Genomic DNA, 15,223 nt, shown 5'->3' with positions numbered 1-15,223 from the left:
GGAGACGAACGCGACCGGATCATAGGTACAGGGCGATGGGGAGCCGATCGACCCGGGCCTCCACCGACGTGTACGTCTCGATACTCTCCCTGTAGTGGTCGTGCAGGGTCTGCACGACGTCGAAGACGCCGTTGGACGAGGGCCCGAGGGCTGCTCTGCTCTCGCGAAGCAAGGTACTCACCGTCGCCACCATCGCCGAGTTGCGTACGGACCACAGCGGCACGCCGATGGCGCCGGCACCGCTGATGATCAGGGACCGCATGAACCCGAGGACGTCACCGCCGTCGGACCGCATACCCTGCCCGGCCAGGCAGGCGCCGAGCACGGTGAGCTTGTTCCTCGGCAGACTGACGCGCAACGCGAGGTCGAACTGCGACAGCATGTCCGTCTCTCCCAGGTGGATCAGCGGGCCGGAGACCTCGGGTTCGTCCACGTACACACCGTGCCCGGCGTACACGAAGAACTCCGGTTTGACCGCGACCAGTTGCTCGAGTCCGTCCCAGTCGGCGGTGAAGGCGCCCCCGACCTTGCCCACCAGGGCGTCGGGGACGTGACCGGCCACATGGACGTGCGGTGCGTTCCAGCCGACGTCGACGATCTCGTCGCCCGTCGCCCGCGCGTCGGTGGACAGCAGGGCGGCGAGGTCGTCGTCGTGCTCCATGAGCTGCTTCTTGAGCAGATGGCGGCCACGCGTGACGAAGGCGGCCACGCTCACCGAGTGGGACAGCGGAACCCGGGCGGCGAGCGGCCGGTCGTCCCCCGGCGCGGTGGCGACGTGGAGCGGGATCGCGAAGATGTCGTCGGTCGGGATCAGGGTGAGATGGCTCGGCGGCCCTCCCTTGCCGGCGCTCTCCCACACCGGCCCGACGAGCAGGTTCCAGATGCGCCGGCAGGTCTCCTCCCTCGGTACCGGGAACGCCGGATCGGCGAGGTCCTCGAAGACCGTGCGCGCGAGGTCGGCCACGTCCGCGTACGGAACGGAGGGCAGCAGCGTGAGCACTCCGTCCCGGCAGACCACGATGCCGAGAGAGTCGGGTTCGGTCGTCTCCTCGCCTTCCAGGGCGGCGTCCGACGTACCGAAGCGGAAGTACCGCACGACACATGAGCCCTCGTGGTTGAGGGTGTACTGGACCAGCTGATGGGCGATGTCGTCGTCGTGGGTCGCCGATGTCAGCGGGTGCTGGAGGAAGTGGTCCTCGTACTGCTGCTCCCGCTCGATGAGCAGTTCCCTCCACTCCCTCATCTCCGTCGCCTCGACGGACGACTGTTCGCGCAGGGGCGTGCGGCGATCGTCCGCAGGGCTCTCATCGCCCCGGGGCCCCTCCGGGACGGCGGGCAGCGGATGCGCGGGACGGCCGAGGACGGGTGGGCGTGACGATGCGAGCAGGTCCAGCAGTTCCCGGCCCGAGGACTCCTCCACCAGGGACACGATCTTCTCCAGGTCCTCCTGCCGGCGGCCGCCCCGTGTCATCTGCGCGCCGATGGCCCGTAGATACGCGGGTCGTACGTGGTTGGCGTAGGCGCGCTTGTACACGGGGAGGGCGATCGCCTCGCGCACCGACTCCGCCATCTTCAGCCGGCGGTCCAGGACGTCCCGCGGACGTTCGGCAGCGGGAAGGGCGGCGGCCGTCTCCCGGTAGTAGCGCACGGTGTAGGCGTAGAAGTCGACGTCCAGCCCGGCTCGTCGACCCGTACCGGCGGCGTCGTCCTCCAGCTCGTCCAGGAGGTGCCCCAGGTCGGCCAGACCGTCGGGGCCGCCGGCGAGCCGGGCGAGGTTCTGACGGGCGATCCGTCGTCCGCGCTCCCATCCCGGCCCCGCGTACTCCGCCCGGCCGTGACCGAGATCGCGCAGGGTCGCGAAGCTCCTCTCGGGGCTGTCGCCGCAGAAGGCCTGGTTCAGGAGCGACTGCGCCGTGCGGTAGGTGTCGTTCAGCCCCTCGGATATGGCTTTGGACCGCGCGGTGACGCGCAGCGACTGCTCTCTGTCCCCGGCCTGGCGCAGAGCGGTGGCGAGGTTGTGGAGGGCGTTGGAGTAGCCGCGCAGGAACTCCCGCTCACGCAGGGGCGTTTGCTGGTCCGGAACGGCGTCGGTGTCGACACCGTGCTCGTTCGCCTGCTCGACGAGCTGGTCGTGCCTGTGCCGCATGGGAGCGATCAGCGCGTCGAGGTGGCTCCCCGCGGTCCTGCCCGCTTCCCTCTCCCGCGCCGCTTGCCCGCGTTCCTCGAACTCGGCGCGGGTGTAGTTGCTGAGCAGGTCGGGCAGCGCCCACCACAGCCCGGACGACTCGGCGGCCTGCACCGCGGTCCCGAAGAGACGCCGGGCGGCGGTGTAACTCCCCAGGCGGTAACGGATCCTGCCCGCTCCGTCGTACCAACGGGCGAGGGCATAGGCGGGGAAGGGGTCGTCGGGGTCGACGGTGCCGTCGGACAGCAACGACGACAGCCGCTCGGCGTCCGGCCGTGACGCCTCGATCAGCCGCAGCGCCGAGAGCAACTCGTAGTCGACGTCCGCCTGGACGATCTCGCACCAGTGGGCGCCGACTCTCCGGGCGATGCCTCGGACACCGGCGTGCGGCTCCTTGGTGTGCGCTCGCGCCATCCGCAACATGCCGATGGCGTCCGCCTGGCGCATCGGGGCATCGAAATCGACGTCGAACCTCATGATCAGATCCTCCACGTCCAGTGCCTCGACGAAGGCCCTGATCGCGGAGCCGGGGTCCTGCGGGTGCCGTCCGTCGTCCTGACGCATGCGGAGAACTCCTCATTGATTCTGACGGACTCACGGATCCGGAGCCGAAGGGCCCGAGGCCGCGCCCGGAGCGGAAGGAGGAAGCGGAAGGAGGAAAGGAGGAAGGGGGGTGAACTAGCGCGGCCGGGTCAGGAGGTGCGTCCCCACGGATGCGATCAGACCGGCCACCAGGGCGCCCGAGAGTGTCCACGGCACGGTGGGCAGCGCTCCTCCCCTGCCCAGCGCCCACCACGTGACGGCCAGCCAGCCCAGGGCGGCGCCGAACAGCCCGGCGACACCCGAGTCGAGCCATCTGTATCGCGAGGTCGTCGGCGCGACGCCCGCCCAACGCAGCGTGGCCAGAGGCAGGGCGAGGGCAAGGGCTGCCACGACGACGATGACCGGGGACTCGAGGGCCTTGCGTATCGGCACCTTGTAGTTCATGGTCTGCACCGCTGTCAGCGCGGTGAGGATCGACCCCAGGATGGAGGTCTGAACGAGCGTCAGCCAGTTGCGGTGGCCGGCCAGTTCCCGCTCGACGAGTACGGAGACCGCGGCGCGCACGCTGTCCGCCCGTTCGCGCGCGGCTTCCAGATGCAGCCGGTCCTCGTCCACCTGCTTGATGAGCCATTCGGCGTCGGCGAGGTCCGTCACGGTCCAGGAGACTCCCTCGCCGTGCCTGCGCATTTCGGGAGCGTGCAAACGCATGTTGGCGACGGCGGTGGCGAGACTGCGGCCCAACTGTCGCTGGCGAGTGATGGTCCACAGCAGTCCCTGGGGACCGAACTGCGTCTTGTCCAGCAGGCGCGAGGTCTTCAGCACACGCTCCAGCGGCACGGCGCGTCGTTCGGCGGAGTCCAGTTCCCGCAGGAGCGCTGTCGTCCGTTCGTCGCTCTCCGACATCTGCGGGCGCGAGGACTCCGAAGAGGCGTACAGCCGACCCTGGTAGCGGATCTTCGCGAGCTGGACCAAGTAGCGTGCGAGCGGCCTCAGCCCGTGTCGGCCGTCGGTGGCCCAGGCCCACTCGTCGAGGGCGGCCTCGTGCCGGACCGGTGCCAGAACGTAGAGGTCGGTGACCCCGTCGAGTTCGCCGGTCTCAGACGATCGCCACACGGCGAAACCCTGCTCGGTGCGGTCGAAGCCGGCCCACCAGGGTTCGCTCCCGGTCCGGGGCGCGTGCCGCCGGACGAGATCGCACATCGCGCGGTCCCGCCGTGCTGTCCCCCGGCCGTGGAGAGCCTCGAACACCCGGAACTCACCCAGCAGTCCCCAGGGTTGGGGCGGCGGTCCCGCCGCGGCCACCGCTGCGCTCCACTCGGCGTCGAGGCCGGCCCACTGGGTGAGGTCTCCGGCCGGGTCGTTGGGCGCCAGCAGGGCGACGACACCGACGACGTCGTGGTCGACGAAGGCGAAGGCGGAACAGACGGAGTCGTCACCCGTCCGCTGCGCGGCCGCCAACAAGGTGAATCCGGCGGCGGCCCGGGGTACCTCGCCGAAGTCGATACGGTCCGCGGGCACGGAGGTCCCGGCAACCGGCTCGAGCATGCCCAGTGCACGGCACGCTCGCCACGTACATTCGAGGTATTGGCGCGAGTGGCTGTCGATTTCGGAATCGACCGGCGCGAACGCCATGACGAGTAAGGCCGGCTTGGTGATGCCGCTCATGCTGTGCGACCTGCTTCCGGAATCCCGATGGGGCTGTCGAGGAGCGCCGAGGCTTCTTCGGTGGACGACGTCCCTGCTCGTCCGACCGCAGACGAGTGGTTCGGCCACGGCCGGTCAGGCCGTCTCCTCTTGGGCGTTCCGGCCCTCCTTGGAGCGCTCCTGCGGACTGCGCAGGTCGGCGGTGAGCCGTGCGATCAGGTGGTTCCGCCGCTCTCGCTGGTGCGCCGGAATGGGTGTGCCCTCCGCGCCCAACCGGGCCTGTGCACGGCGCGCCCCTTCGCGATCCAGCGGTTCGAGGAGGGCCAGGACCTGAAGGATCTCGGCGTCGTCCCCCTCGGAGAGCACGGGTTCGAGCCTCTCCAGCACCTCGCCCACGGCGCCCCACTCCTCCGCGGTGAGCGACCACTCCCCGATCTCCTCCAGGCGCGCAAGAATCTGCCGCAGCTTCATGAAGTCCTCCCCCGAACACCATCGACCGCACAACCGCGCACCCGGATTCCCCGCATCCGTCACGCACGCGAACCCCAACTCCGCGTGTGACGCGAGGTCTTCCTGGGTTCCGCCGGCTGATTTTCCAACCTTTGGGCCGCGTACACAAGGCGGAGCGTCACGGAGTGCGTACCGGGCCGCCGACGGACCGAACCGTCCGTCGGCGTGAGGCCTCAAAGACCCCACGCGGGCGGACGGTCCGGGTCGCGGCGCGGGTTCTAGGGGGCGGTGCGGTGGGCGAAGGACGTGGCGCGTCTGCGGCGGGCGGGGTCGAAGGCGTCGGTGGCGCCGGCGCCTTCGTTGCCGGGGCCGGAGTTCCAGCCGTCGATCTTCCGGGCCACCCCCTTCACCTTGGGATGACCGGGCTGGTGCGCGACCTCGAAGTGGGACTCCTTGGGCGTGGCGAAGTCGCCGCCCCAGGTCACGGCCCCGTCCAGTTCGGCGAGGATGTCGCGGATGACGACCAGTTCCCGCGGATAGAACCCGTCCTGGGCGCCAAGGGGATAGGCCTGGGGTCTGATCTCCAGGGCTGTGCCGGACAGGTAGTTGGACTCGTGGGGGTCCTGGACATGACGCGAGGTGCGGTGGCCCCGGACGTCGCCGTCGCGGAGCTGGTCGATCTCGTAGTGGAAGCGGCGCGCGACGTGCAGCAGCAGGGTCGCGGCCGTCCCTCCGGCGAGGTGGACGGACTGGTCGCTGCCTTCGATGCGGAAGCTCCTCGCCTCGGCCAGGATCTCCCAGCCGTTGGCGGAGCGGCTCCCGGTCCAGTCCGTCCGGCGCGGGGCGGCGGAGGCGGGAGCGGCCCCCAGTGACCCGATCGCGGCGGCTCCGGCGAACCCGGCGGCGGCGCCCACGAAGTGGCGCCTGGTCAGCTCGTTCACGCTGTGCCCTTCTCGGTGCGTTGGTTGACGACGGCCAGCCGTACGGCCAGGCCCAGGAAGGCGGCGGCCAGCAGGGGCAGGACCACCAGGGCCGGGTTGACCCATACCGGGACCAGGTCGTGGCCGGCGTTGCACTTGTTGTGCAGGGGGAACCATCGCGAGGGTTCCTGCCAGTGGACGGAGCGGTAGGACGGGTCGTAGGTGGCGCCGGCCGCCCGGCAGGCCTCCTCGGCGTCCATCGAGGTACCGGCGAGAGCCCCGACGATCCAGGTGACGAGCATGGCGACGAGACAGAGCCCGGCCGTCACGAGGAACCATCCGGGCGTCTTCCACCGGCCTGTCAGGAGGGGCCGGCTCCACAGTCCCAGCACGATCAGGACGGGAACGGCGAGGAGGAGGAAGTTCGCGACGACGTCCATGGTTCAGTGGCCGGCTCGTGCGGCGGCTCGCTGCCCGGCGGCCTTGAGGTACTTCTGCAGATTGCTCCGGTAGGTGGCGGCCAGGGTGTTCTCCAGGCCGACGAGGCCGAGCATGCGGTCGCTGAAGCCGAGGACGAACGCGTCGAGCTTGTCGCCGCCGCCGGGAAGATTGATCATCACGGACGGCAGCATGGCACCGGAGGCCATGATGAGCTTCTTCCGCGCGAGGTCGACGGTGACGTCGTCGGCGGCCGTGAGGATGTTCCAGCAGGACTGGTAGCAGTTCCCGCCGTTCTGCCAGCGGGTGTCGTAGTTGTTGCGGAACCGGCGCAGGCCGCCGCCTCCGTTGTACTGGGCCTTGACCCAGTCGACGACGTTCTGGCCGCCCGCGACGGCCTTGGCCAGCAGATATCCGTCGGCGTCCTCGACCATGTCGGTGAAGCCGAAGCTGGAGACGACGGCCGGCTTGGCGAGCTTGGCGTCGCAGAAGGCGTGTCCCGAGGCGTACTGCTCCTCGGAGTTCCGCCAGTCGGCGTAGAAGGTCATGATGTCGCCGCCCCAGCCGGCGATGTCGCCGCCGGTCGCGGACTTCTTGTCGCCGGGGTCGGAGTTGACGAGGAAGCCGTTGGCGGTGGCCATGAGGTGCGTGGCGTCGAGATCGTAGCCGGAGATGGGGTCCTTGAAGCTGTCCATCACCGACATGCCCCGGGTGTTGCAGTAGTCGACGAACCCGGAGTCGAAGCTGCCGGCGAGCCACCACCAGGCCATGCCCGCGTACTTCTCGTGGCGGATGTACTCCATGACGAGCTGGCTGGGGTTCTTGCCGTTGCCGTACGCGACGGCCATGCCGTAGAGCTTCTCGACGTAGGCGATGAAGCCGTCCGCCGGACCCGCCGTGCTGTTCACGGAGTTGGTGCCGGGGTCGCTGCCGGCGCGCCAGACGTCGCGGTCCAGGTCGAAGCTGTCGGACCCGTTGGTGACCTTGAACTCCTTGATCTGGTTCATGGACCAGTTGTCCGGCAGGGGGAACCCGAGGTTTCCGGAGAAGCCGTAGGACATGCCGGAGACGAAGGAGTACCGGGCGAGGGTCTTCTCGGTGACGTTGGTACAGACGTTGCGGGAGCCGTAGACGCCGTGCAGGTACTTCTTGCCCTGGCCGGCCAGGCCCGCCACCACGCCGTTGAAGTAGCTGACGATGCCCTGCGGATAGCCGTCGATCGCCTCCTGGGTGGCGTCGTAGTCGCAGGCGAAGTAGATGGTGGTGCCGCGGTTGAAGCCGTAGCCGGTGGCCAGGGCGTGGGCGTTGAGGGCGTGCTGGTAGCCGGCCGTGTAGGTGAAGTCCGACAACTGGCGTGCGTTGTCCTGGTAGATGGGGAAGACGCGTAGGCCCGCGTCGAAGATGGTCGCGAGTTCGCCGGGCTTGATCTCCTTGTCGAGGGTGGAGCCGGGCGGGTCGTACAGATAGCGGCCGACGATGCGGAAGCCGTTGTCGTAGAGCCATCTGGCGCGGGAGGCGGTTATCTCGTAACGGGTGTCGCAGCCGTGGGCCTCGCGGTCCGGGTCGCCCATGGAGACGAGGAGCTGGGACCAGGTCTGGTAGTCGCCGAGGCCGGTCTCGGGGAGCTGCGAGAACTTCTGGAAGATCTGGACGAACTCCTTGGTCTTGGAGTCGAAGGTGTCCTTGAAGGTGGTGCGGACCTCCTGGTCGTCCTGACCGTGCATGATGACCGGCTCGTTGAAGACGCAGGCGGCCGTGAAGAGCTGGACGAAGATGCCGGAGTTGCCCTCGGCGAGCGTGTGCGACTTCAGGCCCGCCTGGGTGCCCGGGCCGAAGTTGCCGGTGGGGCTGAGTCCGAGTTCGTACTGGAGGGCGATCATGAGGGCCTTCTGCACGTCGCGGGAGTAGATCCCGTCGCAGGGGCCGACGCTGTACGCATCCCGCTGCCAGTAGCCGCCGTTGAGCCATCGCTGGATGCCGCGGATCTTGTCGGTACCGCCGGCGACGACGACATAGGCGTCCATGTTGAGGATGCACTTGGCGATCTTGGCGTTGATGACGCCGTCGCCCTCGGGGATGCCCATGTTGGACCGCAGGCTCTTCACCGCTTCGCGGGTGACGCCGGTGAACCAGCCGTAGCTGTCCGGCTCGACCGCCCAGTAGCCCTTGCAGAAGAGGCCGTGTTCGAGGATGGCGACGATGTTGCGGTTCGCGTCCCAGCCGAATCCGATATCGCCGAGTGCCTGCATTTTGGACATCGTTCCGGGGCCGAAACTGGCGACCACCGGACTGATGCCGAGTTCGTGCTGAAGACCCATGATCAGGGAGTTCATGGTGCCCCAGCCGGTGCGGCCGTCTTCCGGACACGGAACATATCCGGCCACCGCGCCGTAGGTGGAGTTCACCCATTTCTGCGCTTCGAGGACTTTCTCGTCTGCCAAGTCTTTTTCCCGTCTCCGGTCGCACGGCACCAGGCCGCACGAGTCTGCGAGTCGAAAGGAAGGGGGGCCGGCACCGGAGGGGACGGGGCCGGCGGGGCCGGTCCGGCCGGAGCCGTCGAACGCACGCCGTGGGCCGGGGTGTTGGAGGCAGCGGCCTGCCCGGCCAGGTGAAACGCAACTGGGGCCCGCTCTCGGTCGGCGCGCTCCGGACCTACCGAACTGCCGGCGCCGGCGCCCGATTCACCGAAAGCCGCCGCCATTTCCGTTCAGCCGCACCGCACACCATGAACACGTCCCCCGCTCCCCGTGGTGGAACTTCCCGAAGAAGATCCCGCGAGCACGCCAAGGCAACCACCATCGCGGGAACAGCCCCGCGACGGACGCCGGATCGACGAATCGGGAAACTCCGCTTGTCCGAACGATGAGACTCCCGAAACGGCTCCGGGGGTTGTGCGATTTCCGGTCTCTCCGCGACGGGTTCGGGCCAATTCACCGGTCCCCGGGGAACGGCCCCGCGAGTGGATTCAGTGCGCCATCGCGCAGGACGCCCCGTTGAGGGTGATGGTGCCGGGTGCCGTGTTCGTGTGCTGCCAGGAACCGAGGAAGCCCACGGTGACGGAACCGCCCGCGGCGACCTTCCTGTTGTAGTCGGCGGCGGTGGCGGTCACCCGTGAGCCCCGCTGGTCGGCGGTGCCGTCCCACATCTGGGTGACCCGCTGGCCGTCGTCGAAGGTCCAACCGAGCCGCCAGGTGTCGAGGGGCTCGGTGGTCGTGACGGAGACGGTCGCCTGGAAGCCGTCCGGCCACTCGTTGTCGAGGGTGTAGGTCGCCGCGCAGCGAGGGGAGTCCCTCGTCGGCTCCGGGGTGCGGTCGACGACGCGGGCCGGCGCCGAGGTGGGGCCCTGGGGTTCGGGGTCGGGCCGCGCGTCGGCGGTCGTCCGCGTCGGCTCCGGCTCGGGCGAGACGAGCGTGCCGTCGGCGCGGGTGGTGGCCGGCGGGGACGACGAGGCGGCCGGGGCGGCCACCGGCCGGTCGGCGACGGCCGCGTCGCCGCGCGGCGCGATGGCGGCGTCGCCGTCGGGGCCGAAGGGCATCAGGGAGACGGTGAGCGCGAGCCCGGAGACGATGAGGGCGGCCACGAGCACTCCGGTGCGGCCGATCCGGGGTGCCGGCTCCCGGTTCTCGGCGATGCCGGTGTCCACGGCGGCCTGCGAGCGTCCGCCCCCGAGTCCCGCTTCGGCGGCGCGGCGGCGGCGTTCGAGATAGGCGAGACCGCCCCAGCCGATCACGCCGCCCGCGAGCGCGACGGGCAGTCCGCCGCCGTGCAGGCGCAGGCAGGCGGCCGCCTCCGCGCACTCGGCGCAGTGGGCGAGGTGCCGGGACAGGTCCTCGGGCGTGTCGGCTCCCGGCGAGCGGGTGACCGCGTCGAGGAGCCGGGCGTAGGTGCGGCAGGCGGCGTCCATCGGGGTGTCGAGGTGGCTGCGGTGACAGCGGGCCCTGAACAGGGCGCGCACCTCGCCGAGTTCCTCGGCGGCGGCCACCGGGTCCAGGCCGAGCCGCCGGGCCACGGCGGGCAGCGGGAGGGCCTCGACCTCGACCAGCCACAGCAGCGCGGCGTCGGCTGCCTGGAGGTCCCTGAGACCGCGCAGGGCGATCGGGCGGTGCAGCGGGGGCCCGGTGAAGCGGTCGGCCTTCTCGGAGTTGAGCCACAGTCTGAGGTCCGGGTCCAGGCGGTGTCCCTGGCCGTGCGCCTCCCAGGCCGCGGCGGTGGTGCGCACGGAGTTGAGCAGCAGGGGTATCCGGGGCAGCCCCGGTGTCCTGCGGCCGGTGTTCCTCGCGCGGGCCTCGGCCGCGCGGGCCTCGTGGACGCCGTGCGTGAAGGCCTCGGTGGCGAGTTGGGTCGCGGCGGCCGAGCCGGACGTGCACAGGTCGGCGTACGAAAGCACCGCGTCCCAGCACTCCGAGAACAACGCGGCCTCGGCGGCGTCCTGAGGGGTCGGCAGGTCGGGCATGGGGGGCTCCTGCATCCACTGCGTCCATGTGCAACGTCAGGTAACGCCCAACTCGGCTTACGGAAGCGGGGAGTTGGATACCGTCCCGACAACGGGCCCGAGCCTTTCACGGTTCCGACACAACTGACAAGCGGTTCCCTCACATCGCGCGACGGGGCGGTCACGCGTCGGTGATGCCGGTCTCCCCACAGCACCGCGAAACGCACGGGGCCCGGACGTACGGATGACGTCCGGGCCACGCGGGATGTACGGGAGGTGCGGGGTGTTCGTCGCGGCACGGGCGCCGGACGCGCCGCGCCCGGCGGCACGGCGCGGCGGCGGGTCTCGGCGGTGGGTCAGACCTGGGCGGCCGGTTCCTCGGCGGGCAGGCTGTCCATGAAGGAGCTGACGGAGAAGACCGCGCGTCCCGGACCCGGCTGTCCGTAGCCGGGAGGCGACTTGAGACCGAAGTCCTCCATGGTGGCGCGGTAGGCCTCCAGCAGACGGATGTGGTACTCCAGCGGCGCGCCCTGCGGGTTGGCCTTGCCGAGCGGGGTCGTCGGCTCCGGGCACCAGGTGGTGAAGCGGGGCGTGATGCCGTGGGACATGAAGAAGCGCAGCCCCTCGGTCGTCGACGCGATGGCCTCGTCGACGCTGGTGAAGCCGAACGGCTCGGCCATCTCCACGCCCGCGACGAAGTTGGGGATCACGTTGCGCGCGCCGAAGATCTCGGCGGAGTCGAGGATGCGCTTGTGCCACTCGTCCCGGCCGACGTAGCGCTCCTTGCCGGGGCAGTACATCTTGAACAGGTACTCGTCCCACACCTCGTAGTTGGGGTGGTAGATCTGCACGCCGTAGTCCTTGAAGCGCTGCACGTCGTCGCGGGGCAGCGCCTGGGCCACCACCTTGCCGATCCAGCGTCCGGGGAACCGCTCCTCGATGGCCTTGGCGTAGTGGCCGTAGAAGTCGGCCTCGTCGCGGCCGGAGACGGTCTTGGTGATCGCGCCGCCGGTGAGGGTGTAGGCCGTGGACGCCTTGGCGGTGTCGTACCGGTCGATGATCTCCAGGGCTTCGAGGACCTCCTCGACGTCCTTGACCCCGGTGTACGGCCGGCCGGCCGCCTTGTGCTGGCGCCAGTTGTGGTTGATGTCGCAGTACTGGCACTCCTCCTTGGCGCCGAAGTACTGGCAGACCCGGAACACCGTGAGGTAGATCAGGTAGCCCCACTGGATCGTCGGCGCCACCTCCATCACGGACTTCCCGTTGGAGAGCTTGTGCCGGTAGTACTCGGGCATCGGCGGCACGCCGACGTCGGAGATCCGCTTCCCGTCGAGGTAGAGCCCGAGGACGCCCTCGGCGTCGGCGGCGACCCGGTAGGGCGAGGACGGGTTGACGCGCACGGAGACGACGGTGCGCCGCAGGTCGTACGGGCCGCCGGTGAGGATGATCTCCTCGGGCGGGCGCCGGAGCGCGGCCTCACCCAGCTCGGGCAGCGTGCCGTGGTCGAAGGAGAAGATGAAGTACGACTTCGGCTTGACGTCGCCCTTCTCGTTGTCGCTGAGAGCGGAGGCGTCGAAGGCCACACCCCCGCGGAGCAGGTCCTCCTTGAAGACGGCCTCCCGCGGCACGTGCGGGAACCGCTCCATCAGATCCTCGACCAGCGCGGTGCGGCTGCCCATCCCGATCTCCTCGCTCCCGACCTGCTTCGTCTGTCGTGTTCGACTCCTCACGGTATGCCCCCGGGCCGGCGTCAGCCGTGCCGGGTCCCCTCGCGGCGCGCGATGTGGTCCGGAGCGGGCTGTCCGGCCGGCAGCAGCGGGTCGGGGACGGGCGTGCCCCAGGTGGCCGTCAGCGGGAGCGTGCCGGCCCACAGGCCGAGGGCCGCGTCCGGTCCGTCCCCGTCGTCCGGGGCACCGGTGCGGATCTTGACGGAGGCCACTTCGAGGGACAGGGCGAGCACGGTGGTCGCGGCCAGCTCCTTGCGGCTGGGGCGGCGCGCGTAGTCCCACTGTCCGGGGGTGGCGTGCTCCGTGAGGAGGCGCAGGGCCTCGGTCTTCTCGTCGGGGTCGGTGACCTTCCGCGGGACGCCGTGGATCATCGCGCTGCGGTAGTTCACGCCGTGCTCGAACACGGACCGCGCCAGGACGAGCCCGTCGACGTGCGTCACGGTGACGCAGACGGGCGCATCGCCCTCGATGCTCCGGCTCGCCACGGAGCCGTGGACGTACAGGTCGCGCTCGCCCCGCCCGTACACGGTCGGTACCACCACCGGGCGCCCGTCGAGGATCACTCCGAGGTGGCAGACGAACCCCGCGTCGAGGACGGCGTCGAGGTCGGCGCGGTCGAGGCTGCCCTGCTCGCGCAGCCGGCGGTGCCGGGTGAGGTCGGTGTCGGGAAGCGGTCCGTAGGTCATGAGCGACAGAATAACGATATCGATCGCTTTTCGGCCATGGATCGACCGAATCAGCACCTGGGTACGGGCAGAGCGACGAAATCCGCATCGGAGGAGCGGTGGACCGACGCACGGGGCGCCGCGGAAGTCGTTTGCCCCGGCCGCCCCTCGCTGCGAGAGTCGCGGCCATGCCCACCTTCGCCGCGTACGACGGGACCGAGCTGGCCTTCGAGCTCTTCGGGGAGGGCCCGCCCGTGGTGTGTCTCCCGGGCGGGCCGATGCAGGACTGCGCCTACCTCGGGGATCTGGGCGGGCTGTCGGCGCACCGGCGGCTGGTCATGGCGGACCCGCGCGGCACCGGTGGATCGGCGGTCCCCGAGGACCCCGGCACGTACCGCTGCGACCGGCTGGTCGATGACGTGGAGGCCCTGCGCGAGCATCTCGGTCTGGACCGGCTGGACCTCCTCGCGCACTCCGCGGGGACGAACCTGGCGATGCTGTACGCGGAGCGCCACCCGGACCGGATCGAGCGGCTCGCGCTGATCACGCCGAGTCCGTACGCGGTCGGCGTCGAGATCACCGCCGACGTCCGGCGGCAGACGGCGCGGCTGCGGGCCGCGGAGCCGTGGTTCCTGGAGGCGTTCGCCGCGCTGGAGCGGATCGTCTCCGGAGACGGCGACGCCGACGCCTTTGTGGCCGTCGCCCCCTTCTGGTACGGCCGTTGGGACGAGGCCGCCCGGGAGCACCGGGCCGCGGAGGACGCGCACAGGAACCGGGAGGCCGCGGGCCGCTACGGCGACGGCGCGTTCACCCCGGACGTCACCCGGGCAGCGCTCGCCCGCCTGACGTGTCCGGTGCTCGTGCTCGCCGGAGAGGTCGACCTGAACTCGCCGCCTCCCGCGGTCGCCGACCTCGCCGCCGTGTTCCCGCGTGCCGAGCTCGTCGTCCAGCCCGGCGCCGGGCACTTTCCGTGGCTCGACGACGCGGAGCGGTTCACCGGGACAATCGGCGCCTTCCTCAGCCGGCCGGCCGGGTAACCGCCCGCCGCCGCCGAGCCGGTGCTGCCCGCCCTCGGCACCGGCGGCTTCCCCGAGCCGTCGCGCCGTCGCGCCGCTCCTGCGGTCCGCCCGTCAGGCCGTCCGCTCCAGCTCCGACTCGTCCACCCGGAACTCCAGCTCCCGCCCCGCCAGCAGCCGTTCCAGTTCGCCGAGGACGGTCGCGCCGAGACGGGCGACCTCGTTGCCCTGGGAGCCCGCCAGATGGGGGGTGACGAAGGCGTTCGGGAGGCCGAGGAGCGGGGAGTCCGCCGGGAGCGGCTCCGGGTCCGTGACGTCGAGGACGGCGCTGATCCGGCCGGACCGCAGTTCCGCGACGAGGGCGTCGTGGTCGACGAGGGAACCGCGCGCGGTGTTCACGAGGACCGCTCCGGCGGGCATCAGGGCGAGTTCGCGGCGGCCGACGAGGTGCCGGGTCTCGGGGGTCTGCGGAGCGTGCACGGTGACGATGTCACTGCCGGCCAGCAGGGCGTCGAGCGGCAGCAGCGGGACCCCGAGGGCCGAGGCCCCGGCTTCGTCGACGTAGGGGTCGGCGAGGCTCACCCGCAGGTCGAAGGGCCGGAGCAGTTCGATGAGGCGTCTGCCGATGCGGGAGGCGCCGACGACGCCGACGCGGCGGCCGAAGTTGCCGACGCCGGGCAGGATCTCGCCGTAGGGGAAGGCCCGTTCGTCGCGGAGGCGGTCGCGGTACGCGAAGACGTTCTTGCCCGCCAGCAGGATCATGGCGAGCGTGTACTCGGCGACGGGCAGCGCGTTCGCGGCGGCGGCCGAGGACACGGCGATCCCCCGGTCCCACACCGCCTGGGTGGTGAACCCCTTCACGGACCCGGCGGCGTGCAGCACGGCCCGCAGTTCCGGCGCCGCCTCCAGGGCACCGGCGTCGATGACCGGACACCCCCAGCCGGTGATCAGGATCTCGGTGACGGCGAGACGCTCGCGCACGTCAGGATCGGTGAAGTCCCGTGCCACCACGGTGGGATCGATGTCCACCAGCTCACGCAGCCGGCTGAGCGCGTCCGCCGGGAAGACGCGCGGCACGTTCTCGGCCGTCATGGCGAACATCGCCACGGGACGCTTCGGCACAGCGGGGCCTTCCGGTTCGGGAGACGCCCGACGGCGTCCGGCGACGGTGCGGGACCTCGACGCGACCGCGTGATCGCCGGT

General features: G+C 70.6%; 11 protein-coding genes. 1 reads left to right on the top strand and 10 read right to left on the bottom strand.

Annotation, left to right across the window (positions count from 1 at the left end):
* Positions 1-19 precede the first annotated feature (19 nt).
* The 9 genes from ABZT74_RS05590 to ABZT74_RS05550 all read right to left on the bottom strand — a co-directional run bounded on the left by ABZT74_RS05590 (position 20) and on the right by ABZT74_RS05550 (position 13,025).
* The gene (locus ABZT74_RS05590; protein WP_356433490.1) at positions 20-2,749 is read right to left on the bottom strand and encodes a CHAT domain-containing protein; all 2,730 of its coding nucleotides are present in this window, start codon (positions 2,747-2,749) and stop codon (positions 20-22) included.
* Between the two features lie 114 nt (positions 2,750-2,863).
* Positions 2,864-4,393: a CATRA conflict system CASPASE/TPR repeat-associated protein gene (locus ABZT74_RS05585; RefSeq protein ID WP_356433489.1), complete on the bottom strand. Its 1,530-nt coding sequence runs from the start codon at positions 4,391-4,393 to the stop codon at positions 2,864-2,866.
* A gap of 114 nt (positions 4,394-4,507) precedes the next feature.
* The gene (locus ABZT74_RS05580) at positions 4,508-4,843 is read right to left on the bottom strand and encodes a CATRA system-associated protein (protein ID WP_356165279.1); all 336 of its coding nucleotides are present in this window, start codon (positions 4,841-4,843) and stop codon (positions 4,508-4,510) included.
* Positions 4,844-5,100: 257 nt separating this feature from the next.
* Complete coding sequence (locus ABZT74_RS05575) at positions 5,101-5,763, bottom strand: hypothetical protein (RefSeq protein WP_356433488.1); 663 nt, start codon at positions 5,761-5,763, stop codon at positions 5,101-5,103.
* A complete protein-coding gene (locus ABZT74_RS05570) occupies positions 5,760-6,182 on the bottom strand; it encodes a hypothetical protein (RefSeq protein WP_355869278.1) in 423 nt (140 codons plus the stop codon). Before ABZT74_RS05570 ends, ABZT74_RS05575 begins: the two co-directional genes overlap by 4 nt.
* Before the next feature lie 3 nt (positions 6,183-6,185).
* Positions 6,186-8,621, bottom strand: a complete 2,436-nt coding sequence (locus ABZT74_RS05565; protein ID WP_356165276.1) for a glycoside hydrolase domain-containing protein — start codon at positions 8,619-8,621, stop codon at positions 6,186-6,188.
* Positions 8,622-9,145: 524 nt separating this feature from the next.
* Positions 9,146-10,633, bottom strand: coding sequence for a cellulose-binding domain-containing protein (locus ABZT74_RS05560; protein WP_356433487.1), 1,488 nt, complete (start codon positions 10,631-10,633; stop codon positions 9,146-9,148).
* 335 nt (positions 10,634-10,968) lie between these two features.
* Positions 10,969-12,291, bottom strand: a complete 1,323-nt coding sequence (locus tag ABZT74_RS05555; protein WP_355869269.1) for a radical SAM protein — start codon at positions 12,289-12,291, stop codon at positions 10,969-10,971.
* Positions 12,292-12,362: 71 nt separating this feature from the next.
* Complete coding sequence (locus ABZT74_RS05550; RefSeq protein WP_356165270.1) at positions 12,363-13,025, bottom strand: pyridoxamine 5'-phosphate oxidase family protein; 663 nt, start codon at positions 13,023-13,025, stop codon at positions 12,363-12,365.
* Between the two features lie 167 nt (positions 13,026-13,192).
* Between ABZT74_RS05550 and ABZT74_RS05545 the strand changes: the two genes are divergently transcribed.
* The gene (locus tag ABZT74_RS05545) at positions 13,193-14,041 is read left to right on the top strand and encodes an alpha/beta hydrolase (RefSeq protein ID WP_356433486.1); all 849 of its coding nucleotides are present in this window, start codon (positions 13,193-13,195) and stop codon (positions 14,039-14,041) included.
* A 93-nt stretch (positions 14,042-14,134) separates the two neighbouring features.
* On the opposite strand, the gene ABZT74_RS05540 is transcribed toward ABZT74_RS05545, so the two are convergent.
* Complete coding sequence (locus ABZT74_RS05540; protein ID WP_356433485.1) at positions 14,135-15,142, bottom strand: hydroxyacid dehydrogenase; 1,008 nt, start codon at positions 15,140-15,142, stop codon at positions 14,135-14,137.
* Positions 15,143-15,223 lie beyond the last annotated feature (81 nt).

The sequence above is a fragment of the Streptomyces sp. NPDC005302 genome (genome assembly GCF_040607345.1).
In the GTDB taxonomy this organism is placed as follows: domain Bacteria; phylum Actinomycetota; class Actinomycetes; order Streptomycetales; family Streptomycetaceae; genus Streptomyces.
This window is presented reverse-complemented; position numbering and strand designations above follow the sequence as displayed.

Bases quoted from the DNA above. Each gene is read 5' to 3' on its own strand.
- ABZT74_RS05570 (WP_355869278.1), bottom strand. From the start codon at position 6,182: ATGGACGTCGTCGCGAACTTCCTCCTCCTCGCCGTTCCCGTCCTGATC.
- ABZT74_RS05585 (WP_356433489.1), bottom strand. From the start codon at position 4,393: ATGAGCGGCATCACCAAGCCGGCCTTACTCGTCATGGCGTTCGCGCCG.
- ABZT74_RS05545 (WP_356433486.1), top strand. From the start codon at position 13,193: ATGCCCACCTTCGCCGCGTACGACGGGACCGAGCTGGCCTTCGAGCTC.
- ABZT74_RS05550 (WP_356165270.1), bottom strand. From the start codon at position 13,025: ATGACCTACGGACCGCTTCCCGACACCGACCTCACCCGGCACCGCCGG.
- ABZT74_RS05555 (WP_355869269.1), bottom strand. From the start codon at position 12,291: ATGGGCAGCCGCACCGCGCTGGTCGAGGATCTGATGGAGCGGTTCCCG.
- ABZT74_RS05590 (WP_356433490.1), bottom strand. From the start codon at position 2,749: ATGCGTCAGGACGACGGACGGCACCCGCAGGACCCCGGCTCCGCGATC.
- ABZT74_RS05560 (WP_356433487.1), bottom strand. From the start codon at position 10,633: ATGCCCGACCTGCCGACCCCTCAGGACGCCGCCGAGGCCGCGTTGTTC.
- ABZT74_RS05580 (WP_356165279.1), bottom strand. From the start codon at position 4,843: ATGAAGCTGCGGCAGATTCTTGCGCGCCTGGAGGAGATCGGGGAGTGG.